Genomic DNA, 26,456 nt, shown 5'->3' with positions numbered 1-26,456 from the left:
GATCTGTCCTTATTCTTCCTCATGGATAAATAATGCGTCAATGAATTCTTTAGCGTTAAATTCACGTAAATCTTCAATTTTTTCGCCCACACCAATATAGCGAATCGGTAAGTTGAACTGATCAGCAATGGCGAAAATCACTCCACCTTTTGCCGTGCCATCCAGTTTGGTGAGAGAAATACCGGTTAAACCGACGGTTTCATTAAACAATTTTGCTTGGCTAATGGCATTTTGCCCGGTGCCGGCATCCAAAGTGAGCATAATTTCGTGAGGGGCGGTTTCATCATATTTTTTCATCACACGAACGATTTTTTTCAACTCGTCCATTAAATTGTTTTTATTTTGCAAACGCCCTGCCGTATCGGCAATTAAGATATCAATATTGCGTGCCGCAGCAGATTGCATCGCATCAAAAATTACGGAGGCAGAATCTGCTCCCGTACTTTGTGCCACAACCGGAATATTATTTCGCTCACCCCAAACTTGCAACTGCTCCACCGCTGCCGCACGGAAGGTATCGCCCGCTGCCAACATCACGGATTTTCCTTCCCTTTGGAATTTACGCGCGAGTTTGCCAATAGTGGTGGTTTTTCCCACGCCATTCACCCCGACCATTAAAATCACATAAGGTTTTTTCGTGCTATCAATGACTAAAGGTTGAGCCACCGGTTCAAGAATTGCTGCCATTTCTACTTTTAACTGTTGATACAACAATTCGGCATCTTGCAATTGCTTACGGCTTGCGTGTTCGGTGAGGTTTTTAATGATTTTCGTGGTGGTCGGCACGCCAATATCTGCGATGAGAAGCTGCTCTTCCAACTCTTCAAACAATTCATCATCAATTTTTTTACCTAAGAAAAAACTGCGGAAACCGGCACCGATATTCTGTTTTGTTTTGAGTAGCCCTTTCACTAAGCGGCTGAAAAAACCACCTTCACTCGGTTTTTCACGTGTTTCACTCTGTACTTCCGCTTGTGATGCAGGATGAAATTCTTGTTTAACCTCTTCGACAATATCGGTTTCAATCTCTGTCCCTTCAACGGTGCTATTTTCTTCTACATTTTCAGGTTCAATAATCGCGTCAGGCTGCTCAAGTGCGGTTGAAATTTCTGAATTTTTTTCTTCTATTTCGGCTTGTTCCACCTCATCTTTTTGAGCATCTTCAGTTAAAACAGGGGCAAAATTGACCGCACTTTCTGCTTCATCTGACGGTTCTTTCACCTTTTCAACAGAAGGCTCGATAATTTCACTTTCAACAGCTGTTTCCTTGATTTTTTCTTCTTCCATTATTGGTTCAATTTGCGTGCTTTCTTGTTTTTTATTACGCCCAAATAATGATGCCCAAAATCCGCCCTTTTTATTTTCTTCTGCCATAAATTGTTCTCTTAACTGCTGTCCGATAAAAATGTGGTTCATTCTAGCAAAAAATCGTCTAAACTAAGCAGAATTTTCACTAAAAATCCGCTTCTTTATGAAAAAATCACAAGGACAATCTCCAAAAGGTGAAGTCCGCATTATCGCCGGACTCTGGCGTGGTCGGAAATTACCCGTGTTAAACGCAGAGGGATTACGCCCTACCGGCGACCGTGTAAAAGAAACCTTATTTAATTGGTTAATGCCCTATATTCACCAAGCAAAATGTTTAGACGGTTTTGCCGGTAGCGGTTCGTTGGGGCTTGAAGCGCTTTCCCGCCAAGCTGAAAAAGTGACGTTTTTAGAAAAAGACAAAACCGTTGCCCATCAACTGAAAAAAAATCTGCAAACCTTGAAATGCACCGAGGAACAAGCTCAGGTACTGAATCAAAATTGTTTGGATTTTTTAAAACAACCGCAAAATCAACCGCACTTTGATGTGGTTTTTCTCGATCCACCTTTCCATTTTGGCTTGGCTGAACAGGCGATCCGTTTGCTTATTGAAAATAACTGGCTGCATCCGAATGCCCTCATTTATGTGGAAACGGAAAAAGAAAATCCCCTCAACACCCCTGAAAATTGGACATTATTAAAAGAGAAAACCACCGGAATGGTGAGTTATCGTTTATATCAAAATTGAGAAAAATTATGTTAGACATTGTTTTATACGAGCCGGAAATCCCCCAAAACACCGGTAATATCATCCGTCTTTGTGCCAACACCGGTTTTCGCCTACATTTAATTGAACCGCTTGGTTTCACTTGGGATGATAAGCGTCTGCGCCGTTCGGGACTGGACTATCACGAATTTGCCAATATTAAACGCCACAAAACTTTTGAGGCATTTTTAGAAAGCAAAGAACCAAAACGGTTGTTTGCCCTCACCACCAAAGGATCACCGGCTCACAGCCAAGTGAAATTTGAACAGGGAGATTACTTAATGTTCGGCCCCGAAACCCGTGGTATTCCTATGGCAATTTTAGATACCCTGCCAATGGAACAAAAAATCCGTATTCCGATGACCGCCAATAGTCGCAGTATGAACTTATCCAATGCCGTTGCCGTCACCGTGTACGAGGCATGGCGGCAGCTGGGCTATGAAAGTGCGGTCAATTTGGCAGATAAATAGCCTGAAAGAAAAAGTGGGTTCACCCACTTTTTGCTTAATGGAGAGAATCAAGAGAAATAAGATAACGTTGATAAATCATTTCATAGGATTCAACATTTTCTTGATGAGGAAAGCATTTTGAGTCCGGATCTAAATGCACAAATTCCTCACATAATGTGCCTAACTCACCTTCGCCATTTGCCCACATTGCTTGAATTGCGCCTCCAAGTGCCGCCGATTCATCTTCCAGCAAACACACTACTTCGGTGTTCATCACATCGGCGATCATTTGTCGCCAAAACACACTTTTCGCGCCTCCGCCAATCAAACGAATTTGTGACGTTGCCAAGCCCGCTTGTCGGAAAAGATCCAACCCGTAACGCAAGGTGAAAGTTGCACTTTCCATCATGGCACGGCAAAGATTGGCTTGCGTGAAATTATTTGAATCCAAACCTAAAATACGAGCCTTTTCATTCGGTAAAGGCGGAATCCGCTCGCCATTAAAAAATGGTAAAATCGTCATCCCTTCCGCTCCAATCGGCGCTTGTTGCGCGAGATGATTAAATTCAGCCACATCAATATTGAGTAAATTCATCACTTGTTTATTTGATGAAGTCATATTCATCACACAAATGAGCGGCAACCAACCATTATTGCTTGAACAAAAATTAGCAATCATCGGAGGTAAATCTTGCAACGGTTTATGTGTGTAAGCATATAGAGTGCCGGATGTACCGAGACTCATAGTAACAATGCCTTCACGAATATTCCCTGTGCCTATTGCGCCCATCATATTATCGCCACCACCGGTGGAAACTATAACATCTTCGTTAAAACCGAATTGAGCCGCAATGTCAGGTTTTATCACACCCAATTTTGTTTCCGCAGAAAGCAAGGTTGGCAATACCTCCTCCATATTTAATTCCGGTGCAATTTGCGCAAATACTGTTGGATTCCATTGTCGTTTCACAATATCAAAATAACCGGTACCGGAAGCATCGCCAAACTCCGTACAAAAATTACCGGTAAGCCAATAGTTAAGATAATCGTGCGGTAACATAATTTTTCGTATTCGTTCAAAAAGTGTCGGATAATGCTTGCGAAACCAGCACAATTTAGAGGCAGTATAGCCTGTTTGGCACATGATACCGAGTTGATGAAATGCTTTCTCTTCGCCCCCTAGGCGTTCAATCAACGCTGCGTTTTCATTTGCCGTTTCCGTATCACACCAAAGTTTTGCGTTGTATAAAGGTTGATCGTTTTCATCCAACAAAACTAAACCGTGTTGCTGACCAGAAATCCCAATGGCTTTCACTAAGCGTGGAGAAAAGTGCGGTGAAATTTGCGCTTGTTTTAACGCTATGCTTAATGATTGCTTGAATGCCTCAATCCACCAGCTCGGATGCTGTTCACGCCGTCCATTTGATTGTTCAATCAAATCATGTGCAGCATACCCCACCCCAATCACTTTTTTCCTCGCATAATCTACGATAATCGCTTTTGTGCCTTGCGTGCCACAATCAATGCCGATATACATACTGCCTCCAAAGCTAAAAAGTGCGGTGAAAAATAACCGCACTTTTGAAATAAACCTAACGATAAATGATTTGATTCACGATATTTTCTAAATATTCTTGCTGACCGGACACCGGTTTTGGATCAAATCCTTTCTCTTGAACAAGCTGGGCAAGTTGTTCCAAAGAGAGCTGACCTTGCAAAAGGTGTTGACCGAGTTCACCATTCCAACCGGCATAGCGCGCCTCAACTATTTTGTGTAAAGTTTCTTCTTCGATCATTTTTGCTGCACGTTTTAAAGACAGCGCTAGTACATCAATCGCCCCAATATGACCATGGAATAAGTCATAAGGATCAGTGCTTTGACGACGAATTTTTGCATCAAAATTAAAGCCACCCGTGGTAAATCCGCCGTGTTTCAAAATTTCATACATCACTAAAGTGTTTTCCTCTATGCTGTTCGGGAATTGATCCGTATCCCAACCAAGTTGCGGATCACCACGATTAGCATCAATAGAACCAAAAATATCCAATGCACAAGCAGTTGCCACTTCATGTTGGAAAGAGTGTCCGGCAAGTGTCGCATGATTTGCCTCAATATTCACCTTAATTTCTTTTTCCAATCCAAATTGTTTTAGGAAACCATAAACGGTTGCCACATCATAATCATATTGATGTTTTGTCGGTTCTTGCGGTTTCGGCTCAATTAATAACGAGCCGTTGAAACCGATTTTATACTTATGTTCCACCACCATTTGCATAAAACGGCCAAGTTGTTCACGCTCACGTTTAAGATCCGTGTTAAGCAAGGTTTCATAGCCTTCACGCCCGCCCCACAATACATAGTTTTCTCCTCCTAAGCGTTTTGTGGCATTCATCGCATTGAATACCTGCATCGCAGCCCACGCAAACACTTCAGGATTCGGGTTTGTCGCTGCACCGGACATATAACGCGGATTGGTGAAACAATTTGCCGTTCCCCATAGCAGTTTTACACCGCTTTCCGCTTGTTTGCGTTCTAAAATATCCACTACATGATGGAAATTTTGTAAATATTCTTTTGCACAATGACCTTCCGGTGCCACATCCACATCATGAAAACAATAATAAGGCACGCCTAATTTACGGAAAAACTCAAAGGCAATCTCAGCTTTTTGTTCTGCCCCTGCAAGCGCATCAGCCTCCTTTTGCCAGCTTCGATCAAGAGAACCGTGCCCAAACATATCATTTCCATTCCAACAAAAAGTATGCCAATAACACACAGCTAAACGCAAATGTTCCGCCATAGTTTTGCCTAAAATGACCTGATTCGCATCATAGTGTTTAAAAGCAAAAGGGTTGGTTGATTGTACGCCTTCAAAGGTGACTTTTTCAATTTTATCGAAGTAGTTTGCCATAGGATTTTCCTCTTTGAATGATGAAATTTTCTGTATTTTTATGAAAAACAGGTTATTCATCAATTACGTTATTTTGTTTTCCAATGGCGATAATTTGCAATTGTGGCATAGATCACAATTGTGAAAAAACGTAATGATAGTGAAAGATTTTATAATTGAAAGAGTAGGTTAAAGTAGGAAAACTAGCAATTGGAGCAAGCGCTCTACCTTCTATTCAATTAACTATTGAGGTATCAGTATGCAAATTAAATCAGTTTTACTCACCCTTGCAGCGGCATTAACGGCATTGAGTAGTTCTGCCTATACCAAAGATCTTAAAATCGGCTTATCTATTGATGATTTACGCTTAGAAAGATGGCAAAAAGACCGCGATATTTTCGTCAAAAAAGCGGAATCCATGGGTGCCAAAGTTTTCGTACAATCCGCCAACGGTGATGATTCGGCACAAATTTCTCAAATTGAAAATATGATCAATAAAGATATTGATGTGTTAGTGATTATTCCACACAACGGTGAAGTATTGAGCAATGTCATTGCCGAAGCGAAAAAAGAAGGCATTAAAGTATTGGCTTATGATCGCTTAATTAACAATGCCGAATTAGATTTCTATGTTTCTTTTGATAATGAAAAAGTGGGGGAATTACAAGCCAAAAACATTGTAGCAGTAAAACCGGAAGGTAATTATTTCTTGATGGGCGGTTCACCGGTCGATAACAATGCAAAATTATTTAGAAAAGGGCAAATGAAAGTCTTAGACCCTTTAATTAAAACAGGAAAAATTAAAGTGGTTGGCGATCAATGGGTAGATTCTTGGCTCGCCGAAAAAGCATTGCAAATTATGGAAAATGCACTCACCGCCAATAAAAATAATATTGATGCCGTTGTCGCATCAAATGATGCAACCGCAGGTGGCGCGATTCAAGCATTAAGCGCACAGGGATTATCAGGTAAAGTCGCTATTTCAGGTCAGGATGCGGATTTAGCCGCAATTAAACGCATCGTTAGCGGCTCACAAACAATGACCGTTTATAAACCTATTACAAAACTCGCAGATAAAGCTGCTCAAATCGCAGTACAGCTAGGCAAAAACGAAAAAGTTGAATCTAATGCAGAACTGAATAACGGACTTAAAAACGTACCTGCCTATTTACTTGATCCGATTGCCGTTGATAAAACCAATATTGATGAAACGATTATTAAAGACGGTTTCCACACAAAAGAAAGCATTTATCAATAGGCTTAAAAGGGAAGTATCTTCCCCTATTCTTTAGGGAGTATAGCTATGGCATTGTTAGAAATGAGAAACATCACAAAAAAATTTGGTGATGTGACCGCACTTCGCGATATTTCCATTGAGCTTGAAGCCGGGGAAATCCTGTCCTTATGTGGTGAAAACGGTTCAGGAAAATCTACACTAATGAAAGTGCTTTGTGGCATTTATCCTCATGGTGATTACAGTGGCAATATTTATTTTTCAGAAAGTGAATTAAAGGCAAAAAATATCAAGGAGACTGAGGAAAAAGGCATTTCCATTATTCATCAGGAACTCACATTGGTTAAGAATATGTCGGTGTTAGAAAATATCTTTTTGGGTAACGAAGTGACACATAAATGTATCACCGCAGATAATGAAATGTATCTACGCTGTAAAACATTACTGCAACAGGTTCAATTAGATATTGATCCTAATACGCGTGTAGGGGAATTAGGGCTTGGTCAACAGCAATTGGTTGAAATTGCAAAAGCACTAAACAAACAAGTGAGATTATTAATTCTTGATGAGCCTAGCGCCTCATTAACTGAAAAAGAAACTGCCATTCTATTAACGCTTGTTAAAGATTTAAAAGCACATAATATTGCCTGTATCTATATTTCCCATAAACTAAATGAAGTAAAAGAAATTTCTGACAAAATCTGTGTCATTCGAGATGGCGAACATATCGGAACAAAGGATGCCGACACAATGAGCGAAGATGACATTATCACCATGATGGTGGGAAGAGAAATCACCTCCCTTTACCCCCACGAACCTCACGAAATTAAAGATGAAATTTTACGTGTTGAAAATCTTTCTGCTTGGCATCCTATCAATACGCACATTAAACGTGTGAACAATGTGAGTTTTAACCTTCATTCCGGAGAAATTCTTGGTATTGCAGGGCTCGTAGGTTCCGGTCGCACCGAAATGGTGCAATGCTTATTCGGCTCTTATCAAGGTAAATATGAAGGAAATATTTTTATTCATCAGAAACAGGAACAGATCAAAAATTGTGCTCAAGCTATTGCACATAAAATGATGATGGTTCCGGAAGATCGGAAAAAACACGGTATCGTCTCTATTATGGGCGTGGGCAAAAATATTACACTTTCATCGTTAAAAGAATATTGTTTTGGCAAAATCGTCATCAATGATGCAAAAGAGGAAAAGGTTATTGACTCTGCAATTGAACAATTGAAAGTAAAAACCTCTTCCCCAGCTCTTCCTATCGGGCGGTTAAGCGGTGGAAACCAACAAAAAGCCATTCTGGCAAAATGCTTATTACTTAATCCTAAAATTCTGATTTTAGATGAACCGACACGGGGAATCGATGTTGGCGCAAAATACGAAATCTATAAATTAATCAACCAATTAGCTAAAGAAGGGATGGCAATTATTGTTATTTCCTCCGAATTGCCTGAAGTGTTGGGCATTAGTGACCGAGTTCTCGTAATGCACCAAGGTAAACTCAAAGCCAGTCTGGTTAATAACGGACTCACTCAAGAACAAGTCATGGAAACCGCACTTAAGGAGTAATCTATGTTTAAGTTAAAATCCGTAAACTTACAAGTTTATATTATGTTAATTGCCATAGCGGTGATTATGGTATTTTTCACTATTACAACGGACGGTGCTTATTTAAGTGCACGAAATATTTCTAACCTACTGCGTCAAACATCAATCACGGGTATTCTTGCCATTGGTATGGTATTTGTCATTATTTCTGCCGAGATTGATTTATCCGTTGGTTCTCTAATGGGACTATTAGGGGGATTTGCCGCCATCGCAGATGTGTGGTGGGGATTGCCATTACCGGTCACAATCATTGCTACTCTTGCTTTAGGTTTACTCTTCGGTATTTGGAACGGCTGGTGGATTGCTTACCGTAAAGTCCCTTCATTTATCGTCACACTAGCCGGTTATCTCGCGTTCCGCGGAATTTTAATTGGTCTAACCAATGGAACAACCGTATCTCCGATTAGTAGTTCAATGACCGTTATCGGACAAGGCTACCTTTCCGATATAACCGGATTCATACTTGGTGGAATAGCGGTCATTGGTTTTATTCTCTGGGGGAATTACCAACGCAAAAGTCGTCAACAGCTTCAACTTAACGTTCCTCCATTATCAAAAGATTTTTCAAAATATGCCTTGTTTGCCATCATTGTATTAGGTGCCATTTATTTATTAAACGATTATCGCGGCATTCCATTTCCCGTATTAGTACTTGCCATTCTCGCTATATTTGGGTTATTTCTTTCCCGTAAAACCGCCTTTGGTCGCCACGTTTACGCCATCGGGGGAAATATTGATGCAGCCAAATTATCCGGTATTAACGTAGAAAAAACTAAGCTCATCATCTTTGCTATGAATGGGGTATTGGTCGCCATCGCAGGATTAATTTTAAGTGCCCGTTTAGGGGCGGGCTCACCTTCTGCCGGACAAAATGCCGAATTAGACGCCATTGCTGCTTGTGTCATTGGAGGTGCGAGTTTGGCAGGAGGTGTCGGGAGTGTCTTCGGTGTCGTCATTGGTGCATTGATTATTGCATTATTAGATAACGGCATGAGTATGCTTGATGTCCCAACGTTCTGGCAATATATCGTCAAGGGTGCAATTTTATTACTTGCCGTATGGATTGATACCAGTAGCAAGAAAAAAATGTAACAGGCTATCGCCATTGAAAAATGGCGATTTTTCTATCCGCACTTTTATAAAAATCCATTTTCCGCTATATTTCTTACAACCCAATCAACGGACAAAACAATGGCGGAACAATACTACAAAATCGCACTCTTATTTAATGCCAATAAAGTCTATGATAGGCAAGTAGTGGAAGGTATTGGGCAATATATTCAGGCTTCGCAGTGTATGTGGGATATTTTTGTAGAAGATGAATTTATTTACCATGCCGACAGCATAAACCATTTATCTATTGACGGTATTATTGCCGATTTTGATGATCCAAAAACGGCTGAGTTACTTGAACATACCCAAATTCCGACAATTGCCGTTGGCGGTTCTTATAAACAGCCTCATTTTTATCCGCACTTTCCCTATGTTGCAACCGATAATTTCGCCCTTGTTGAACTCGCCCTTTCACACCTTCAACAAAAAGGCTTGTCTCAATTTGCTTTTTACGGAATACAAGTAGAAGCCGAAAAGCATTGGTCGAGGGAACGAAAGAATGCGTTTATTGAATTAACGGAGAAAAATCATTACCCGCTCCACCTCTATGAATGTGGACAAATTGATGCACAAAATTGGCAGGCTGAACAGGCAAAACTCATCAATTGGTTAAAAACTTTACCGCTTCATACAGGCATCGTTGCCGTCACCGATGCACGAGCGAGACATCTATTGCAAGCCTGTGAATACAGCAAAATCGCCGTTCCGGAAGAACTTTGCGTAGTGGGTATTGATAATGAGGAATTGATTCAGTATTTATCTCGAGTCTCCCTTTCCTCTGTCGAACAAGGTACTCGGGAAATTGGCTACCAAGCCGCCAAATTGCTACATCGGCAGCTAAACGGGCAAAAAGTCTCGCATACGCCGATTTTAATTCCACCTGTCACTATACATGCGAGGAACTCCACCGATTATCGCTCACTACACGATCCTCTCGTAATGCAAGCGATGCATTATATTCGCCATCGTGCATGCCAAGGAATAAAAGTAGAACAGGTATTGGATCATCTTGAAACATCACGCTCTAATCTTGAGCAGCGTTTCAAAAATTTGATGAATAAAACCATTCATCAAGTTATTCACGAAGAAAAAATCTCGCGCGCAAAGAATTTATTACAACAAACAGATATTTCCATTCAAGAAATTTCCGAGATTTGCGGCTATCCTTCCATTCAATACTTTTACTCTGTATTTAAGAAAGAATTTGGCATGACCCCAAGAGAATTTAGAAAGAATAAGTGCGGTTAAAAATTTAAGAGAATTTTAACCGCTCTTTTCTCTTGATTATTTCAAATAATACTAACTTGCCATAGTAAACCCTGCTGGTAAAGGCACATTACAAATAATTTGATCAAATTGATTCAGCTCACCAACATACGACTGTCGTACTTTTCCAATTTTGCTATCATCAAAAACTAAAATACTACATTGTGTTTTCGCCATTGCTTTTAGTTTGACCTGTGTTTCGTTTAATCTGAAACAGGTTACACCTTGTTTAATATCAACACCGGCAGCAGAAATAAATGCTTTTGTGGTGCAAATCCTATCAATTTCAGTATTATTTTGAACAGGTGTGAGGAAAGAATTTTCTCTTGAATAATCCCCGCCACACAAGATTAAGCGACAATTTGGTTTATCTTGTAAAACCATAAACGTGTTAATCGAACAACAAAGTGCGGTGAATTTTATAGAATTTGGAATTTGTGAAGCAACAAAGGGAATAGTTGAGCCACAATCAAAGAAAATTACATCATTATCTTCTACAAGTGCGGCAGCGATTTTTCCCACCTGCATTTTTTCTGCAATATTCTTATTTTGTTGCTCCGTAATTAAATATTGATTTGATGATTGTAACTGGGGATCTCGCACAATGTATCCCCCGAGTAAAACAATAGAAGATACCGTGGCGTTTAAATCTCTCCTAATCGTCATTTCAGAAACATTCAAAATTTCTGCAGCATCTCGCAGATGCAACTTATCCATTTGTTTTAATAAAAATTCTAACTTTTGAATGCGAGTATTGATTTTACTATCCACAACATTATCTCCAAGCTCAATATTGGCTATTACTATCCGTTAATCCTTTAATAATTGCAATTCCTGCGCTAGCACCAATACGTGTTGCTCCGGCATCAATCATGGCTATAGCGGTTTGTGTATTCCTTACCCCACCAGAAGCTTTAACACCGATCTTATCTCCCACTGTTTGGCGCATTAATTTAACATCTTCTACCGTTGCGCCACCTTTACTAAAGCCGGTAGAGGTTTTCACAAATGCCACATTTAAATCTCGACAAATTTCACAAGCCTTGACTATTTCTTCTTTTGTTAAAAGACAATTCTCCAAAATCACTTTCAACACTATCCCATTACAAGCATTAAGAACTTGTTTGATTTCATCCCGCACAGCATCCCATTTTCCTGACTTAATCCAGCCGATATTAATCACCATATCCACCTCTGTCGCCCCATTAGCAATCGCATTTTCCGTTTCAAATACTTTAACCGCTGTAGTATTAGCTCCTAACGGGAAACCAATCACTGTGCAAATATTAACATTTGAGTTTTGTAATATTTTTTTAGCTAAGGGAATATGGCATGGGTTTATACATACAGAATAAAAGTGGTTTTCCATGGCTTCATTACATAGAGTGAGAATATCCTTTTCAGTTTTTTCCGGTGTTAATAAGGTATGATCAATGTATTGAGCAATTTCATTTGGTTTCATTTAGGTTTTCTCCTGTTTGGTTTTTTATCTTTTTGTATTATACACAAAGAAAGGTTGAGATTTGTGATCAAAGTCACTTTCTTAACATTTTATTTATATTAATATAAAAATAATTAAACTTGTTAATATATTAACATTTCAAACCAAGGAGACATTATGGAAATTGCAGTTATTGGATCAAATATGGTGGATTTAATCACTTATATTGATGATATGCCTAAAATAGGCGAAACACTTGAAGCGCCTAACTTCCAAATGGGATGCGGTGGTAAAGGTGCGAATCAAGCTATTGCCGCAGCAAAATTAGGCGCAAATGTCATGATGATGACCAAAGTAGGCGATGATGCTTTTGCCGAGAATACCATTCGTAATTTTCAACAATATGGTGTTAATACGGATTATGTAGAAAAAGTCCCGGGTGTATCGAGTGGTGTCGCGCCTATTTTTGTAGATAAATCATCGCAAAATCGCATTTTAATTATTAAGGGAGCAAACGCTCATCTGAAACCAAGTGATATTGATAATGCAAAAGAGCGGTTAAAAAATTGCAAGTTATTTATCCTACAATTAGAGATACCGTTAGAAACAGTCTATTACGCAATTGATTTTGCCAACACAAATAATATTCCCGTCATTCTCAATCCTGCTCCCGCCAGTAAAGCACTTGATATTAATTATGCGTGCAAATGCGATTTCTTTATGCCGAACGAAACGGAGTTAGAAATTTTAACCGGTTTACCGGTTGAAAATATGGAACAAATTCGTATAGCTGCAAATACTTTGCTTTCTAAAGGACTAAAAAATCTTATTGTTACTTTAGGTGAAAAAGGTTCTGTTTGGTTACAAGGTTCGGAAGTCACCTATATTGAGCCATATAAAGTAAATGCTGTTGATACCAGCGGAGCCGGTGATGCCTTTATTGGTTGTTTTGCTTATTACTATGTCAAATCGCAAGATATTGTTGAGTCCATGAAAATGGCATCATTATTTTCTGCTTATAGCGTGACAGGTCAAGGCACTCAATCGTCCTACCCGACCAAAGAACAGTTTGATACATTCAAAAAATACTATATTTAAAGGAGAGATAGTATGAAAAACATTCAACAAATGCCTGACGGCTACTTAAATAAAACACCGATATTTCAATTTATTCTACTATCTTGTCTATTTCCCTTATGGGGTGCAGCAGCAAGCTTAAACGATATTTTGATTACACAATTCAAAAGTGTGTTTACACTTAGCGATTTTGCCAGTGCATTAGTACAAAGCGCATTCTATGGTGGGTATTTCCTTATCGCGATTCCAGCCTCATTAGTCATTAAGAAAACCAGTTATAAAATTGCGATTTTAGTTGGTTTAACTTTATATATTGTCGGTTGTTCGATGTTTTATCCGGCCTCACATATGGCAACCTATACCATGTTCCTCGCTGCTATTTTCTCTATTGCAATAGGGTTAAGTTTTCTTGAAACCTCTGCAAATACCTATAGTTCAATGATTGGTCATAAAGATTACGCGACATTACGTTTAAATATCAGCCAAACATTCTATCCGGTAGGCGCGATTGCAGGTATCTTACTTGGTAAATATTTAATTTTCCAAGAAGGCACCAGTTTACATGAACAGATTGCTACAATGACACCGGAGCAATTACACGCGTTTAAATTAGCAACCTTAGAACATACATTGCAACCGTATAAATACCTTATCTTTGTGTTAATTGCCGTAACAATCTTGTTCTTAATCACACCGTTTCCAAAATGTAAATCCGTTAATGATTCAACCAAGCATAACAATGTGCATTTTATTGACACACTGAAATATCTAGCTAAAAACAGTGCGTTCAAAAAAGGGATTGTGGCTCAATTTTTATATGTAGGTATGCAGGTTGCCGTCTGGTCATTTACTATCCGTTTGGCATTAAACTTAAGTGAAATGAATGAACGTGGTGCCTCTAACTTTATGGTATATAGCTTTATCGGTTTCTTTGTCGGGAAATTTGTTGCGAATTTCTTAATGACAAAATTTAAATCTGATCTCGTATTATTTGTTTACTCTATATTGGGTGTCTTTACGCTTGCTTATACCGCGTTTGTGCATGATTTTTCCGCTGTTTATGCCGCCATTTTTGCTAGTGTTTTATTTGGACCTTGTTGGGCAACAATCTATGCTTCCATATTAGATACCGTTGAACAAGAACATCGCGAAGTCGCCGGTGCGGTTGTCGTTATGTCTATTATTGGTGCCGCAGTTGTACCGGCAATTCACGGTTATGTGTCAGACACGATTGGTTCATTACAAACCGCATTTATCGTACCGCTATTTTGCTTTGCTTATGTAGGATATTACTTCTTTGATAAATACAAAGCACATAAATAAGGAGCTAAAAATGAAAAGCTACATTTATTTAACAAAAGCATTATTCACTGAAAAAGAATACATTTTATTTGAAAATCCAGAGTTCAAAGCGATAACGTTTAAATACCCATCAGGTATTGAAGCTATCAGATTAGAAAACAGCAAAGGCTTTGTTACCGTGCTTCCATTTTATGGACAAATCATTTGGGATGCAGAATTCTGTGGTAAAAATCTAAAAATGAAAAATATGTTTAACGAACCGAAATGGGGAGAAACAATTATTGATACCTACGGTTGCTTTGCGTTCCATTCAGGATTAATCCGTAACGGTTGCCCAAGTCCCGAAGACGATCATCCATTACATGGTGAAATGCCTTGCGCCATCATAGATAAGGCTTGGTTAAGCATCAGTGAAAATTCATTATCAATAGGGGGCTCAGTTGAATATGTCAAAGGATTTGGTGATCATTATCTTGCCGAACCGGAATTAACCCTGAATGCTCAAAGTTCATTGTTTGAAATTCAAATGAAAGTGACTAATTTAGCCAATGTAGACATGCCGTTACAGTATATGTGCCATATGAATTACTGCTATGAACATGGTGCGAACTTTACTCAAAATATTCCGACAGAAGCGATTCGTTTACGAGAAACGATTCCTGCACATGTTAAACCGACACCTGAATGGCTCGCTTTTAATGAACAAATCAAACAAGGTAAGCACACATTAAATTCATTGATTAATGATCAAATGTATAATCCTGAAATTGTGTTCTTTATGGATAATTTACAGCAATATCAGGAAAATTTAGAATACAGAATGATCTCACCCGATGGAAATGTTTATCTCACGAAATTCTCATCAAAAGATTTTAATTATGCAACACGTTGGATTTTATACAATGACGATCAGCAAGTCGGTGCCTTTGTGCTTCCCGCCACTTGTCGTCCGGAAGGCTATCTTGCCGTTAAAAATACAGGCAGTTTAATCATGATGAAACCGAAAGAGGTGAGAACCTTTAAAGTAATTACCGGTGTTGAATCATAATTTCCACAACGAAAAGTGCGGTCAAATTAACCGCACTTTTTATCAACTACACATTATGCGCCAAGCGATATTCGACTAAATCCTCTATCGTCAGCACGACGTAACCAAATTTTTGTGCAAATTCAATAATTTCCGGTGCTCTCGCCATGGTGCCGTCATCGTTAGTGATTTCACAAATTACTCCTGCTGGTTTGAATCCGGCAAGACGGGCTAAATCCACTGAAGCTTCTGTATGACCTCGACGAACCAATACACCGCCATTTACCGCACGAAGGGGGAAAATATGACCGGGACGATGTAAATCGGTCGGCACGGCGCTGTCTGCAACAGCGGCTTGAATCGTGGTAACACGATCTGCAGCGGATACGCCTGTGGATACGCCTTTCGCGGCTTCAATAGTCACTGTAAAAGCAGTTTTATTCACACTATTGTTGTTTTCCACCATCGGAGGCAAATCAAGTTGTTGGCAGAGTTCTTCCGTAATGCATAAACACACGATACCGCTACCGTAACGGATTAATTTTGCCATTTGCTCGGTGGTGATGGTTTCTGCCGGGAAGATTAAATCACCTTCGTTTTCACGATTTTCATCATCTAATACCAATACACCGTTGCCGTTTTTAAATGCTTGGATGGCGTTAAGTACACGTTCTTCGGCGGTTGTACCGAATGGGAATAAAATGGACTGATTCATCGTAATTTCCTTTATTTCTTAGATTAAAATTAACCAGAATCAGGGCTGAGAAATGCAAATAAAAAGAACGGTTTGGAAATCCAACCCGCTTTATTCTCTTTCATCCAGACTTTACTGTCGGCTTTGGAATTACACCAAATCTGCTAACCTTAAAAAGCGTCCAATACGTCAAAAAATTCTCACTAAAAATTGACCGCACTTTTAAGTGCTCGCGGGCTTTACCGCCGGTAGGGAATTTCACCCTGCCCTGAGAATGCGCGTAGAGTATAGCCTAAAATCATTAAGTAAAAAATCAGAACGTGAAAAATATTTGTATTTATCCTACAATACGCCCAGTTAGTCCTTATGCGATTGGCAGGTAAACCATGTCAGCAATCCAAGAGAAAAAAATCGGTGTTATTTTTGGGAAGTTCTATCCCGTTCATACCGGTCATATTAATATGATTTATGAGGCGTTTAGTAAAGTCGATGAATTGCACGTGATTGTGTGTAGCGACACCGAACGTGATTTGAAGCTCTTTTATGATAGCAAAATGAAACGCATGCCCACTGTGCAAGATCGTTTACGTTGGATGCAGCAAATCTTCAAATATCAAAAAAATCAGATTTTTATCCACCATTTAATCGAGGACGGTATTCCGAGTTATCCTAATGGTTGGCTGGCTTGGAGCGAGGCAGTAAAAAACCTGTTCAAAGAAAAAGAATTTGATCCCTCCGTGGTTTTCAGTAGTGAACCACAGGATAAAATCCCTTACGAAAAATATTTAGGTTTAGAGGTCTCTTTAGTGGATCCTGACCGTACATTTTTTAATGTGTCGGCAACCAAAATTCGTACAACGCCTTTTCAATACTGGAAATTTATTCCGAAAGAAGTCCGTCCGTTTTTCGCCAAAACCATCGCCATTCTAGGCGGTGAAAGCAGCGGTAAAAGTGTGTTGGTAAATAAACTTGCGGCGGTATTTAATACTACATCTGCATGGGAATATGGGCGCGAATTTGTGTTTGAAAAACTGGGTGGCGATGAGCAAGCCATGCAGTATTCAGACTATCCACAAATGGCATTGGGACACCAGCATTACATTGATTATGCAGTTCGTCACGCTCATAAAATCGCCTTTATTGATACGGATTTTATTACTACACAGGCATTTTGTATTCAATATGAAGGTAAAGCCCATCCTTTCCTTGATTCGATGATTAAAGAATATCCTTTTGATGTCACGATTTTGCTAAAAAATAATACCAAGTGGGTGGACGATGGCTTACGGAGTTTAGGTTCTCAAAAGCAACGTCAACAATTCCAACAACTTCTTAGAAAATTGTTAGATAAATATAAAGTACCTTACATTGAAATTGAGTCACCAAGCTATTTAGAACGTTACAATCAAGTTAAATCGGTGATTGAAAAAATATTAAATGAAGAAGAATTGGACAATTTACAGAACGGTCCGAGAACACTAAAGAGTAAATAAAATGATTCTATTTGCAGGTGATCCGCACGGAAGTTATGAACATCTCTATCCCTTCTTACAAGAAAACAACAACGTTGCCCTGATTATTTTGGGTGACTTACAGCTTTCTTCACCTGATGAATTAGAAAAATTAGCGCAGTACTGTGATATCTGGTTTATTCACGGTAATCACGATAGCAAAACCGTCGCAGCTTTTGATGCTATCTGGGGATCGGAATGGAAACATCGCAATTTACATAATCGTGTAGAGGAAATTCAAGGTGTCCGTATTGCCGGATTAGGGGGCGTATTCCGAGGTCAAATTTGGATGCCACCGAATCGTCCGATGTATTTTGATCCTATTCATTATTGCCAATATAGCTCACAAGAAAAAATCTGGCGTGGCGGTTTGCCGTTGCATCATCGCACTTCTATTTTTCCTTCTGATATAGAGATACTGGAAAATAAAAAAGCAGACATTTTAATCTGCCATGAGGCACCTAAACCTCACCCGATGGGTTTTCAGGTCATTAATGAACTTGCAGAAAAAATGGGCGTGCAGCATATCTTTCATGGGCATCATCACGATAATTTTATTTATAAAACCCAGCATTCTTACAAGATTACAAATGTGGGATTCCGTAGCCTTGCAGATGTCGGTGGAAATTATTTATTGAAAAATATTGATGATCGTGAAGGAAGACAAAATACCGTCTAATTAAATTATTTGTGGAAATTATTAAAAACGAGAGACAAAAGAGAAATGGCGCACCCGAAAGGATTCGAACCTTTGACCGCTCGGTTCGTAGCCGAGTACTCTATCCAGCTGAGCTACGGGTGCGTAGTGATGTTTTAGCTATCCTTGACCATTTTAAGAAGATAGAGCCGCTTTAAAATGGCGCACCCGAGAGGATTCGAACCTCTGACCGCTCGGTTCGTAGCCGAGTACTCTATCCAGCTGAGCTACGGGTGCAGAATAAATAAAACCACAAATGGCGGTGAGAGAGGGATTCGAACCCTCGATGGAGTTTTTGACCCCATACTCCCTTAGCAGGGGAGCGCCTTCAGCCTCTCGGCCATCTCACCACAATCGGTGTGTGGGCGGTATAATACGTTTTTTTGAAAATATGTCAAACCCTTTTTTGAAAAAGGCAATGCATTTGAATATTTTATCTTCAGATTGTGCAAATAAAGTGCGCTGAGTAAAATTTTCGTTTTTCCGACCGAACTTTTAACCATTCAAAATAGAACGTAAACGATCTAACTGACTTTGAGTTTGGTGCTGTTTTTGTTCTGCAGTGAGCTGAGGTTTATCCCGTTCCCAAAGCACATCATCGCCGGGTAATTCGACTAAGAATCGGCTCGGTTCCGGGCGGATAAGCTCGCCATATTGACGGCGTTCGCGGCATAGGGAAAAAGTCAGCGCCTTCTGTGCCCTGGTGATCCCCACATAAGCCAAGCGACGTTCTTCTTCCACATTATCTTCATCAATGCTGGTTTGATGTGGCAAAATGCCTTCTTCCATGCCTATCAAATATACGTAGGGAAATTCTAACCCTTTCGAGGCGTGCAAAGTCATCAACTGGACTTGGTCACTCTCCTCATCATCTTCCCCCCGTTCCAACATATCACGTAAGGTTAAACGGGTGACCACTTGATTGAGATTCATCGGTTCATTGGTTTCATCACCTTTCAGCATATCCGCCACCCAGTCAAACAATGTGGCAACATTTTTACTTTGCATTTCTGCTGCTTTTGGACTTGTGGCATATTCGTACAAATATTCTTCATAATGAATTGCAGACAGCATTGCACGAACAGCACGTTCCGGTTCCGAACGTTGCACTTCGTCATTTAATTCTACTATCCAGCGTCCAAATTTTTGAAGTGCATCATAGGCTTTTGGTGTCAGCCGTTGGATAAGCTCAAACTCGAAAATCGTTTCAAATAGGCTAATATGTTTTTCCTGTGCAAGCTCGCCCAGTTTTTGCAAGGTTGCCGTGCCGATCTCACGTTTTGGCGTATTCACGATACGTAAAAACGCCGCATCGTCATCTTGATTTACTACCAAACGTAAATACGCCATCATATCTTTAATTTCCGATCGAGAGAAAAAAGAGGTGCCACCGGAAATCTTATAGGGAATACGATTTTGCATTAACACTTTTTCCAACAAACGGGATTGATGATTGCCTCGATACAAAATGGCGTAATCCTTATATTTAGTCTTGCGACTAAAACGATGGGCGATCAACTCGGCAACAATCCGTTCGGCTTCGTGTTCTTCATTCTTCGCTTCAATCACCAGCAATTTTTCACCTTCACCGATATGAGAAAATAATTTTTTGTCGAACACGTGTTCATTGTTATCAATCAAAATATTGGCACAATGTAAAATACGCTGGGTAGAGCGGTAATTTTGTTCCAATTTAATGACTTGCAAATGCGGAAAATCATCACGCAAACGCACCATATTCTCCGGTCTCGCCCCACGCCATGAATAAATGGATTGGTCATCATCCCCCACTACGGTAAAACAGGCTCGCTCCCCGACCAGCAATTTGATTAACTCATATTGGCTGGTGTTGGTGTCTTGATATTCATCCACCAACAAATAGCGAATTTTTTCCTGCCATTTTGACCGCACTTCTTCATTTTGTTTGAACAATAATGTGGGGAGCATAATCAAATCGTCAAAATCCAACGCATTATAGGCGCGAATTTGCGTAGCATAACGTTCATAACATTTGGCAAAGGTTTGATATTTCGCATCCCGAGCTAAGGCATAGGCTTGCTGAGGTGAAACTAAATCATTTTTCCAATTAGAAATAACGGAAATTAATTCACGCAGTAGATCTTTATCTTCCTTCAGCATATCCGCCGTGAGTTCTTTCAATAAAGCAAATTGATCATGTTCATCAAACAATGTCATATTAGCTTTGAAACCTAACGCCCTGTATTCCCGCTTGATGATGTCAAAACCGAGAGTATGAAAGGTGGAAACCGTCAGCCCTTTGGATTGTTCTTTTCCGATGGAATGCGCCACCCGCTCTTTCATTTCCCGCGCCGCTTTATTGGTGAAAGTGACCGCCGCAATTTGTTTCGGAGAATAACCGCACTTTGCGATCAAGTGAGCAATTTTATTAATAATCACACGGGTTTTGCCGGAACCTGCACCGGCAAGAACCAAGCAAGGGCCGGTTACATATTCCACAGCCTGTTGTTGTTGGAGATTAAGTTTCATCATTGTCATTGCGCCCATACGTAGGGCAGTAAAATGCTATCGAGTAAAAAAGACAGAGGCAAATCCAAAATCGGTAAGCCCCATTTTTGCGCCATTTCCAGATCATATGCTATCCCCGCATAGGCAGTATAGTCTTCCGAGGGATCAACCAACTTCACTACAGTGCCACAGCCGGATAAGGCAAAAAGTGCGGTTAAAATGAAAGCTATTTTTTGCATCGTGCTTGCAAGGCATTTAATACCGCCGTTGGTACAAGCTCAGCCACATCGCCACCATGTAAATAAATTTCACGCACGATAGTGGATGAGACAAATGCCCATTTTTCAGTCGGCGGGAAGAAAAGGCTTTCAACGCCGTTTGTGAGCAATCGATTAAGGGATGCGAGCTGGAGTTCGTATTCAAAATCTGTTGTCGTTCGCACACCACGGATAATCGCAGCAACATTACGGGCTTTAATAACATTCGCCAACAAATCGGAAAAACCAAAGACTTCAACATTCGCTAAATGTGCAATGGACTGCCGGGCAAGGTCCACTCGTTCATCCAAAGAAAATAACGGCTTTTTACTTGGGCTATTCGCCACCGCTACGAAAACTTTGGGAAAAATGACCGCACTTCGCTCAATAATATCAATATGTCCGTTTGTAATGGGATCAAAAGTACCGGGATAAATCACCGTTGTCATACATTACGCTCCAAATAAGGCTTCAATAAATCAAATAAACGCGATAGTGCACCTCGATTTTCCATTAACACTTCATAACCCGCGTAACCTAAACGCAAACGTGCCTCTTTTGAATTAAGCAATGCCTCTACCGCTCGCTCTAATGCTGCAACGGTTGAATTAACTTCTAACACCCCTTGCATTTCAACAAGTGTTCTAAAAACCTCAGGGAAATTAAAGGTATGTTTTCCACTAATCACGGGAATTTTAAACGCCAACGGCTCAAGAGGATTATGCCCCCCATGTTTAACAAGGCTTCCTCCTACAAAAGCAATGTCAGAAATACCATACATCAGCATCATTTCGCCCATGGTATCGCCCAAAATGACTTGAGTATTCGCATTCGGTAATGCACCGGAAGAACGGCGAATAAATTGAAATTTTTCTTTTTCAATTAACTTTGCCACTAAATTAAAGCGCTCCGGGTGGCGTGGTACGAGTAATAAAAGTAAATGAGGATACTTTCTCAACAATCGGCGATGAGCTTGTAAAATAATTTCCTCTTCGCCCTCGTGGGTACTTGCTGCAATCCAGATTTGGCGTTCTTTCACCCATTGATCATGCAGTATTTGAATTTTTTCAAGTAAAGATCGGCTGATGGTTAAATCATATTTAATATTACCGGTCAGGGTAATTTTTTCTTTTGGATAACCTAAGTCGATAAAACGTTTTTCACTAATTTGATCTTGGGGGGCGACTAAGCTGATTTGTGACCACATTCCCTGCAAACGCAATCGCACCTTGCCATAACGTTTCGCAGAACGGGCCGATAAACGGGCATTAGCGACAATAAACGGAACATTACGCCGATGCAGTTGTTTGATTAAATTCGGCCAAAGCTCTGTTTCAATCACAATACAAAGTTTGGGTTGAATAAAATCAATAAAACGATTGATCGCAAAGGGAATATCATAGGGTAAATAATAGTGCATCACCGTATCACCAAAGGCTGCTTTCACACGATCAGAACCTGTTGGCGTGACTGTGGTAAAAGTAATGGGTAAATCGGGGTAATGCCGTTGAATACGACGAACCAAGGGTGTGGCGGCGATTACCTCACCAACGGATGCCGCATGAATAATCACCCCCTTTGCTTTTGGGAGAGCCAAATTGGCATAAAAACCATAACGTTCGCCTATTCTTTTACGATAATTCGGTGATTTGAAGCCCCGTATCCATATAAAGAATAGTAGCAATGGCTGGATCAAATACATTAGGCTGGTATAAAAAAAACGCCACATAGATTAAATTCGGTTATACTGGGTAAAATTTCCAGTAGTATAGCAAAAAAAGGATCAAAATATGCCAACAATTAGCGTTGCGATGATTGTGAAAAACGAAGCTCAAGATCTCGCATTATGTCTAGATACGGTGAAAGATTGGGTAGATGAGATCGTCATTTTAGATTCCGGTAGTAGCGATAACACGAAAGAAATCGCCCTAAGCTATGGAGCAAAATTCTATGAGAATATTGACTGGCCCGGCTTTGGTAAACAACGTCAAATTGCACAACAGTATGTGACTTCCGACTATGTACTTTGGTTGGATGCCGATGAACGGGTGACACCCGAATTACGCCAATCAATCCAACGTGCTGTGCAACAATCCCCTGAAAATACAGTATTTGAAGTTCCACGCATAAGTGAGGTGTTCGGGCGTAAAATTCGTCATTCCGGTTGGTATCCGGACTATGTCGTTCGTTTATATCGCACCGATTATGCCGGCTACAATGATTCTTTAGTCCATGAGAAAGTCTGTTATCCAAGCAATACCCGTGTTGAGAAATTAACTGGCGATTTAGAACATTTCACTTATAAAAATCTTCATCATTACTTGGTGAAATCTGCCGGTTACGCCAAAGCTTGGGCCGATCAACGCCAAGCAAGAGACAAAAAAGCAACCCTTTGGCAAGGGATAAGCCATGGGATCAGCTGTTTTATGAAAATGTACTTTTTAAAAGCAGGTTTCTTAGACGGAAAGCAAGGCTTTTTACTGGCGGTACTTTCTGCCCATTCCACCTTCGTGAAGTATGCCGATTTGTGGGAAAGGGAACAACATTAAAAAAGTGCGGTTAAAATTAACCGCACTTTCCATTTTCAACGATAAAAAAACTAATTTTTTGCAGCAGCTGCCGCTTTGACGATCACCGCAAATGCCGGTGCTTTAAGTGATGCACCTCCTACTAATGCACCATCAATATCAGGTTGAGTAAATAATTCCGCTGCATTTGCATCATTAACAGAACCACCATATTGAATGATCACTTGATCTGCCACCGCTTGAGATTTAGCCGCAATGTGACCACGAATAAAGGCATGAACGGCTTGTGCCTGTGCTGGAGTCGCTGATTTACCGGTACCAATCGCCCAAATTGGCTCATAAGCAATCACAGCACCGTTAAAAGCTTCCACACCTAGTGCATTGATTACTGCATCAATTTGGCGAGCGCACACCTCTTCGGTTTTACCTGCTTCATTTTCCGCTTCTGATTCACCAATACATAATACAGGGATTAAACCTGCTTCTTTTAATGCGGCAAATTTTTTCGCAATAAACTCATCGCTTTCTTTATGATAAGTGCGACGCTCAGAATGACCAATAATAATATATTTTGCACCAAAATCTTTTAACATTTCCGTTGAAATATCACCGGTAAACGCGCCTTTTACATTCACATCTACATTTTGTGCACCAAGCACAATTTTACTACCGACTAGTGCTGTTTCCGCTTCTGCTAAGTACATCACCGGAGGAGCGATCGCGACATCACAACCATTCACATTAGCTAATTCAGCTTTTAAACCTTCGATTAATTCTTTGGTAAAAGCTTTACTACCATTTAATTTCCAGTTACCCATAACTAAAGGACGACGTGCCATTTGTGTTTCTCCATATTAATTAACAAATGGGGTTACTATACCAAATTTTCGCCTTGATTCTTTGCTCAAAATCATAAATTTTAAAAATTTTTTCCTGAATGCGTGATTCTTCAACCTGAAAAAGCTACAATCTATTGCATAGAAATCAATAGAAAGTAACCGGTTTTATTAAAATGAAGATTTTTAAAGCTGAACAATGGAACATTGAGGTGCTTTTGCCCCTTTTTGAGCGTTACCGTCTCAACAATGGAATGACAGAAAATCCTGACCGCACTTTAACATTCTTAACCAACCGTATCCGTTTTAATGAAAGCCTCTTTTTTATTGCTGTCAATTCACAAGATGAAGCCGTAGGATTTGTTCAACTTTCCCCACGCCTATCCTCCCTCCAATTACAACGCTATTGGCAGCTGACCGACATCTACGTTGTGAATTGCTCTCTACAAACTGAAATCTATACAGCCCTCATCTCCAAAGCAAAAGATTTTGTACTTTATACTCAATCAAATCGCTTAGTTGCTGAATTAGGACAAGCACAACATGAATTATTAGAGCAAGAGGGTTTTAAATTAAATCCGAAAAAAAGTCTATTTGAATTAACGTTATAATGCTTACAGATCTACAATCTTACTTGGATTATTTGCGTATTGAACGCCAAGTTAGTCCTCATACTGTCAGAAATTATCAACGTCAGCTTGAGGCAATATTAATATTGCTTGCAGAGCAGGACATCCAAAATTGGCAACAAATTACTCCTAGTGTGGTGCGTTTTATATTGGCTCAAAGCAAAAAAGAAGGACTTAAAGAAAAAAGTCTGGCATTACGTTTATCCGCGCTTCGGATGTTCCTCAGCTATCTCGTTCAGCTAGGTAAGCTAAAAGCCAACCCTGCCACGGGTATTTCAGCTCCCAAACAAAATAAACGTTTACCCAAGAATATTGACGGCGACCAAATCCAACAACTCCTTGCCAATGATAGCAAGGAACCAATTGATATCCGCGATCGTGCCATTTTAGAATTAATGTACAGTTCCGGATTACGCTTATCAGAAGTACAAGGATTGGATTTAAGCAGTATTAATACACGCACGCGTGAAGTTCGTGTATTAGGAAAAGGCAACAAGGAACGCATTGTACCTTTTGGACGTTATGCCTCACACGCCCTACAACAATGGTTAAAAGTGCGGTTATTATTTAATCCAAAAGATGAGGCGCTGTTTGTCAGTCAACTGGGAAATCGAATTTCTCATCGCGCCATCCAAAAACGGTTGGAAACTTGGGGAATTCGCCAAGGGCTAAACAGCCATCTAAACCCACATAAACTTCGTCATTCCTTTGCAACTCATATGCTAGAAGCCAGCTCCGATCTCCGAGCGGTACAAGAATTACTTGGTCATAGTAACCTTTCAACCACACAAATTTACACGCATCTTAATTTTCAACATCTTGCCGATGTTTACGATCAAGCACATCCCCGTGCCAAACGTAAAAAGTAAAGTGCAGTTAATTTTTATAGAGTGCTTTAACTCCATGTTGAGTTTTTTATGATTTAAATGATAGTAGATATCATGGACTGGAATTAGTTTAGCTCAGTAGGCTATCCGTAAATCACGATAAAGCTCTTTACCTCTGCTCCACACATATAACATATAGCCCCAAAAGCAAAATCCCCCAAATCTCTCGATTCAGGGGATTCCTTAATAATAAAACCTGGCGGTGCCCTACTCTCACATGGGGAAACCCCACACTACCATCGGCATTACAGCGTTTCACTTCTGAGTTCGGGATGGATTCAGGTGGGTCCACTGCACTCTCGCCGCCAAGATAATTCTTCAATAACGTCTAATTTGTCTTTTCTTTTAGTTCTTTGTTCTCTCGGTCACAAGCTGATTACTTTATTTATCTTACTTAATTCTGTTTAGTCTTTATTCGCTTCATTTTGACTTTGGCTTC

General features: G+C 40.0%; 24 protein-coding genes, 3 tRNA genes, 1 rRNA gene, 1 pseudogene and 1 riboswitch. Of the genes and pseudogenes, 14 read left to right on the top strand and 15 right to left on the bottom strand.

All coding sequences use genetic code 11. From position 1 onward, the window contains the following. Nucleotides 1-9 precede the first annotated feature (9 nt). On the bottom strand, nt 10-1,374 hold the full coding sequence (ftsY, locus tag A3GE_RS0105270) for a signal recognition particle-docking protein FtsY (RefSeq protein ID WP_018356222.1): 1,365 nt from the start codon (nt 1,372-1,374) through the stop codon (nt 10-12). Between the two features lie 97 nt (nt 1,375-1,471). Here ftsY and rsmD point away from each other — a divergent pair, with 97 nt between their 5' ends. Both rsmD and trmL read left to right on the top strand, forming a co-directional pair. Further along, nucleotides 1,472-2,053, top strand: a complete 582-nt coding sequence (gene rsmD / locus A3GE_RS0105265) for a 16S rRNA (guanine(966)-N(2))-methyltransferase RsmD (protein WP_018356221.1) — start codon at nt 1,472-1,474, stop codon at nt 2,051-2,053. An 8-nt stretch (nt 2,054-2,061) separates the two neighbouring features. Further along, nucleotides 2,062-2,541 carry a tRNA (uridine(34)/cytosine(34)/5-carboxymethylaminomethyluridine(34)-2'-O)-methyltransferase TrmL gene (gene trmL, locus A3GE_RS0105260; RefSeq protein ID WP_018356220.1) on the top strand — a complete coding sequence of 160 codons (480 nt, stop codon included), beginning with the start codon at nt 2,062-2,064 and terminating at the stop codon, nt 2,539-2,541. Between the two features lie 34 nt (nt 2,542-2,575). On the opposite strand, the gene xylB is transcribed toward trmL, so the two are convergent. After that, nucleotides 2,576-4,057, bottom strand: coding sequence for a xylulokinase (gene xylB / locus A3GE_RS0105255; RefSeq protein ID WP_018356219.1), 1,482 nt, complete (start codon nt 4,055-4,057; stop codon nt 2,576-2,578). Between the two features lie 55 nt (nt 4,058-4,112). Then, nucleotides 4,113-5,432, bottom strand: coding sequence for a xylose isomerase (gene xylA, locus A3GE_RS0105250; RefSeq protein WP_018356218.1), 1,320 nt, complete (start codon nt 5,430-5,432; stop codon nt 4,113-4,115). Nucleotides 5,433-5,670: 238 nt separating this feature from the next. Here xylA and xylF point away from each other — a divergent pair, with 238 nt between their 5' ends. From xylF to A3GE_RS0105230, 4 genes are all read left to right on the top strand, one after another. Beyond that, on the top strand, nt 5,671-6,669 hold the full coding sequence (gene xylF / locus A3GE_RS0105245) for a D-xylose ABC transporter substrate-binding protein (protein WP_018356217.1): 999 nt from the start codon (nt 5,671-5,673) through the stop codon (nt 6,667-6,669). Between the two features lie 45 nt (nt 6,670-6,714). Then, nucleotides 6,715-8,226 carry a D-xylose ABC transporter ATP-binding protein gene (gene xylG, locus A3GE_RS0105240; protein WP_018356216.1) on the top strand — a complete coding sequence of 504 codons (1,512 nt, stop codon included), beginning with the start codon at nt 6,715-6,717 and terminating at the stop codon, nt 8,224-8,226. A 3-nt stretch (nt 8,227-8,229) separates the two neighbouring features. After that, nucleotides 8,230-9,357 carry a sugar ABC transporter permease gene (locus A3GE_RS0105235; protein ID WP_018356215.1) on the top strand — a complete coding sequence of 376 codons (1,128 nt, stop codon included), beginning with the start codon at nt 8,230-8,232 and terminating at the stop codon, nt 9,355-9,357. A 99-nt stretch (nt 9,358-9,456) separates the two neighbouring features. Continuing rightward, nucleotides 9,457-10,626: a XylR family transcriptional regulator gene (locus A3GE_RS0105230; protein WP_018356214.1), complete on the top strand. Its 1,170-nt coding sequence runs from the start codon at nt 9,457-9,459 to the stop codon at nt 10,624-10,626. 51 nt (nt 10,627-10,677) lie between these two features. On the opposite strand, the gene deoR is transcribed toward A3GE_RS0105230, so the two are convergent. Together deoR and deoC are read right to left on the bottom strand one after the other, a co-directional pair. Then, nucleotides 10,678-11,415, bottom strand: a complete 738-nt coding sequence (deoR, locus tag A3GE_RS0105225; RefSeq protein WP_018356213.1) for a DNA-binding transcriptional repressor DeoR — start codon at nt 11,413-11,415, stop codon at nt 10,678-10,680. Between the two features lie 16 nt (nt 11,416-11,431). Then, nucleotides 11,432-12,106: a deoxyribose-phosphate aldolase gene (deoC, locus tag A3GE_RS0105220; protein WP_018356212.1), complete on the bottom strand. Its 675-nt coding sequence runs from the start codon at nt 12,104-12,106 to the stop codon at nt 11,432-11,434. Nucleotides 12,107-12,262: 156 nt separating this feature from the next. Between deoC and rbsK the strand changes: the two genes are divergently transcribed. The 3 genes from rbsK to A3GE_RS0105205 are packed head-to-tail and all read left to right on the top strand — an operon-like array spanning nt 12,263 to nt 15,512. Then, the gene (gene rbsK, locus A3GE_RS0105215) at nt 12,263-13,183 is read left to right on the top strand and encodes a ribokinase (RefSeq protein ID WP_018356211.1); all 921 of its coding nucleotides are present in this window, start codon (nt 12,263-12,265) and stop codon (nt 13,181-13,183) included. 12 nt (nt 13,184-13,195) lie between these two features. Continuing rightward, nucleotides 13,196-14,485 (top strand): L-fucose:H+ symporter permease, encoded by a 1,290-nt coding sequence (gene fucP / locus A3GE_RS0105210; RefSeq protein WP_018356210.1) that lies wholly within the window; start codon nt 13,196-13,198, stop codon nt 14,483-14,485. A 10-nt stretch (nt 14,486-14,495) separates the two neighbouring features. Continuing rightward, the gene (locus tag A3GE_RS0105205) at nt 14,496-15,512 is read left to right on the top strand and encodes an aldose 1-epimerase family protein (protein ID WP_018356209.1); all 1,017 of its coding nucleotides are present in this window, start codon (nt 14,496-14,498) and stop codon (nt 15,510-15,512) included. 46 nt (nt 15,513-15,558) lie between these two features. Here the strand turns inward: A3GE_RS0105205 and ribB are convergent, their stop codons facing one another. Next, nucleotides 15,559-16,206 (bottom strand): 3,4-dihydroxy-2-butanone-4-phosphate synthase, encoded by a 648-nt coding sequence (gene ribB / locus A3GE_RS0105200; RefSeq protein WP_018356208.1) that lies wholly within the window; start codon nt 16,204-16,206, stop codon nt 15,559-15,561. Nucleotides 16,207-16,294: 88 nt separating this feature from the next. Next, nucleotides 16,295-16,465: riboswitch (FMN riboswitch) on the bottom strand. Here ribB and nadR point away from each other — a divergent pair. Together nadR and A3GE_RS0105190 are read left to right on the top strand one after the other, a co-directional pair. After that, nucleotides 16,460-17,678 (top strand): annotated as a pseudogene (gene nadR / locus A3GE_RS11120) (multifunctional transcriptional regulator/nicotinamide-nucleotide adenylyltransferase/ribosylnicotinamide kinase NadR). It overlaps the preceding riboswitch by 6 nt. A 1-nt stretch (nt 17,679) precedes the next feature. Continuing rightward, nucleotides 17,680-18,375 carry a metallophosphoesterase family protein gene (locus A3GE_RS0105190; protein ID WP_018356206.1) on the top strand — a complete coding sequence of 232 codons (696 nt, stop codon included), beginning with the start codon at nt 17,680-17,682 and terminating at the stop codon, nt 18,373-18,375. A 46-nt stretch (nt 18,376-18,421) separates the two neighbouring features. Here the strand turns inward: A3GE_RS0105190 and A3GE_RS0105185 are convergent. The 7 genes from A3GE_RS0105185 to waaA all read right to left on the bottom strand — a co-directional run bounded on the left by A3GE_RS0105185 (nt 18,422) and on the right by waaA (nt 22,866). Then, a tRNA-Arg gene (locus tag A3GE_RS0105185) sits at nt 18,422-18,498 on the bottom strand. 55 nt (nt 18,499-18,553) lie between these two features. Then, nucleotides 18,554-18,630 (bottom strand) — tRNA-Arg (locus tag A3GE_RS0105180). Nucleotides 18,631-18,650: 20 nt separating this feature from the next. Then, a tRNA-Ser gene (locus A3GE_RS0105175) sits at nt 18,651-18,743 on the bottom strand. Nucleotides 18,744-18,888: 145 nt separating this feature from the next. Then, complete coding sequence (rep, locus tag A3GE_RS0105170; protein WP_026215399.1) at nt 18,889-20,901, bottom strand: DNA helicase Rep; 2,013 nt, start codon at nt 20,899-20,901, stop codon at nt 18,889-18,891. Nucleotides 20,902-20,906: 5 nt separating this feature from the next. Further along, a complete protein-coding gene (locus A3GE_RS0105165) occupies nt 20,907-21,119 on the bottom strand; it encodes a YceK/YidQ family lipoprotein (protein ID WP_018356204.1) in 213 nt (70 codons plus the stop codon). After that, nucleotides 21,107-21,586, bottom strand: a complete 480-nt coding sequence (gene coaD, locus A3GE_RS0105160; RefSeq protein WP_018356203.1) for a pantetheine-phosphate adenylyltransferase — start codon at nt 21,584-21,586, stop codon at nt 21,107-21,109. Before coaD ends, A3GE_RS0105165 begins: the two co-directional genes overlap by 13 nt. Continuing rightward, nucleotides 21,583-22,866 carry a lipid IV(A) 3-deoxy-D-manno-octulosonic acid transferase gene (gene waaA, locus A3GE_RS0105155; protein WP_018356202.1) on the bottom strand — a complete coding sequence of 428 codons (1,284 nt, stop codon included), beginning with the start codon at nt 22,864-22,866 and terminating at the stop codon, nt 21,583-21,585. The genes coaD and waaA overlap by 4 nt, the downstream gene beginning before the upstream one ends. 61 nt (nt 22,867-22,927) lie before the next feature. On the opposite strand from waaA, the gene A3GE_RS0105150 reads away from it, so the two are divergent. Beyond that, nucleotides 22,928-23,686: a glycosyltransferase family 2 protein gene (locus A3GE_RS0105150; protein WP_018356201.1), complete on the top strand. Its 759-nt coding sequence runs from the start codon at nt 22,928-22,930 to the stop codon at nt 23,684-23,686. A gap of 50 nt (nt 23,687-23,736) precedes the next feature. Here A3GE_RS0105150 and tpiA read toward each other — a convergent pair whose 3' ends face one another. Continuing rightward, a complete protein-coding gene (gene tpiA / locus A3GE_RS0105145; protein ID WP_018356200.1) occupies nt 23,737-24,504 on the bottom strand; it encodes a triose-phosphate isomerase in 768 nt (255 codons plus the stop codon). Nucleotides 24,505-24,677: 173 nt separating this feature from the next. Between tpiA and A3GE_RS0105140 the strand changes: the two genes are divergently transcribed. Together A3GE_RS0105140 and xerC are read left to right on the top strand one after the other, a co-directional pair. Beyond that, complete coding sequence (locus A3GE_RS0105140) at nt 24,678-25,112, top strand: hypothetical protein (RefSeq protein WP_018356199.1); 435 nt, start codon at nt 24,678-24,680, stop codon at nt 25,110-25,112. Then, entirely contained in the window at nt 25,112-25,999 is an 888-nt protein-coding gene (gene xerC, locus A3GE_RS0105135; RefSeq protein ID WP_018356198.1) for a tyrosine recombinase XerC, read from the top strand. Before A3GE_RS0105140 ends, xerC begins: the two co-directional genes overlap by 1 nt. A gap of 212 nt (nt 26,000-26,211) precedes the next feature. Here the strand turns inward: xerC and rrf are convergent. Then, nucleotides 26,212-26,327, bottom strand: a 5S ribosomal RNA gene (gene rrf / locus A3GE_RS0105130). Between the last annotated feature and the right edge of the window lie 129 nt (nt 26,328-26,456).

Origin of the sequence: Rodentibacter pneumotropicus DSM 21403, from assembly GCF_000379905.1 — a bacterium.
In the GTDB taxonomy this organism is placed as follows: domain Bacteria; phylum Pseudomonadota; class Gammaproteobacteria; order Enterobacterales; family Pasteurellaceae; genus Rodentibacter; species Rodentibacter pneumotropicus.
Note: the sequence above shows the minus strand (reverse complement) of the source record. Positions and strands in the feature narration are given on the sequence as shown.

What these genes read in the sequence shown, in the direction of transcription:
- ftsY (WP_018356222.1), bottom strand. Translation starts at nt 1,374, where the DNA reads ATGGCAGAAGAAAATAAAAAGGGCGGATTTTGGGCATCATTATTTGGG.
- rsmD (WP_018356221.1), top strand. Translation starts at nt 1,472, where the DNA reads ATGAAAAAATCACAAGGACAATCTCCAAAAGGTGAAGTCCGCATTATC.
- trmL (WP_018356220.1), top strand. Translation starts at nt 2,062, where the DNA reads ATGTTAGACATTGTTTTATACGAGCCGGAAATCCCCCAAAACACCGGT.
- xylB (WP_018356219.1), bottom strand. Translation starts at nt 4,057, where the DNA reads ATGTATATCGGCATTGATTGTGGCACGCAAGGCACAAAAGCGATTATC.
- xylA (WP_018356218.1), bottom strand. Translation starts at nt 5,432, where the DNA reads ATGGCAAACTACTTCGATAAAATTGAAAAAGTCACCTTTGAAGGCGTA.
- xylF (WP_018356217.1), top strand. Translation starts at nt 5,671, where the DNA reads ATGCAAATTAAATCAGTTTTACTCACCCTTGCAGCGGCATTAACGGCA.
- xylG (WP_018356216.1), top strand. Translation starts at nt 6,715, where the DNA reads ATGGCATTGTTAGAAATGAGAAACATCACAAAAAAATTTGGTGATGTG.
- A3GE_RS0105235 (WP_018356215.1), top strand. Translation starts at nt 8,230, where the DNA reads ATGTTTAAGTTAAAATCCGTAAACTTACAAGTTTATATTATGTTAATT.
- A3GE_RS0105230 (WP_018356214.1), top strand. Translation starts at nt 9,457, where the DNA reads ATGGCGGAACAATACTACAAAATCGCACTCTTATTTAATGCCAATAAA.
- deoC (WP_018356212.1), bottom strand. Translation starts at nt 12,106, where the DNA reads ATGAAACCAAATGAAATTGCTCAATACATTGATCATACCTTATTAACA.
- rbsK (WP_018356211.1), top strand. Translation starts at nt 12,263, where the DNA reads ATGGAAATTGCAGTTATTGGATCAAATATGGTGGATTTAATCACTTAT.
- fucP (WP_018356210.1), top strand. Translation starts at nt 13,196, where the DNA reads ATGAAAAACATTCAACAAATGCCTGACGGCTACTTAAATAAAACACCG.
- A3GE_RS0105205 (WP_018356209.1), top strand. Translation starts at nt 14,496, where the DNA reads ATGAAAAGCTACATTTATTTAACAAAAGCATTATTCACTGAAAAAGAA.
- ribB (WP_018356208.1), bottom strand. Translation starts at nt 16,206, where the DNA reads ATGAATCAGTCCATTTTATTCCCATTCGGTACAACCGCCGAAGAACGT.
- A3GE_RS0105190 (WP_018356206.1), top strand. Translation starts at nt 17,680, where the DNA reads ATGATTCTATTTGCAGGTGATCCGCACGGAAGTTATGAACATCTCTAT.
- rep (WP_026215399.1), bottom strand. Translation starts at nt 20,901, where the DNA reads ATGAAACTTAATCTCCAACAACAACAGGCTGTGGAATATGTAACCGGC.
- A3GE_RS0105165 (WP_018356204.1), bottom strand. Translation starts at nt 21,119, where the DNA reads ATGCAAAAAATAGCTTTCATTTTAACCGCACTTTTTGCCTTATCCGGC.
- coaD (WP_018356203.1), bottom strand. Translation starts at nt 21,586, where the DNA reads ATGACAACGGTGATTTATCCCGGTACTTTTGATCCCATTACAAACGGA.
- waaA (WP_018356202.1), bottom strand. Translation starts at nt 22,866, where the DNA reads ATGTGGCGTTTTTTTTATACCAGCCTAATGTATTTGATCCAGCCATTG.
- A3GE_RS0105150 (WP_018356201.1), top strand. Translation starts at nt 22,928, where the DNA reads ATGCCAACAATTAGCGTTGCGATGATTGTGAAAAACGAAGCTCAAGAT.
- tpiA (WP_018356200.1), bottom strand. Translation starts at nt 24,504, where the DNA reads ATGGCACGTCGTCCTTTAGTTATGGGTAACTGGAAATTAAATGGTAGT.
- A3GE_RS0105140 (WP_018356199.1), top strand. Translation starts at nt 24,678, where the DNA reads ATGAAGATTTTTAAAGCTGAACAATGGAACATTGAGGTGCTTTTGCCC.
- xerC (WP_018356198.1), top strand. Translation starts at nt 25,112, where the DNA reads ATGCTTACAGATCTACAATCTTACTTGGATTATTTGCGTATTGAACGC.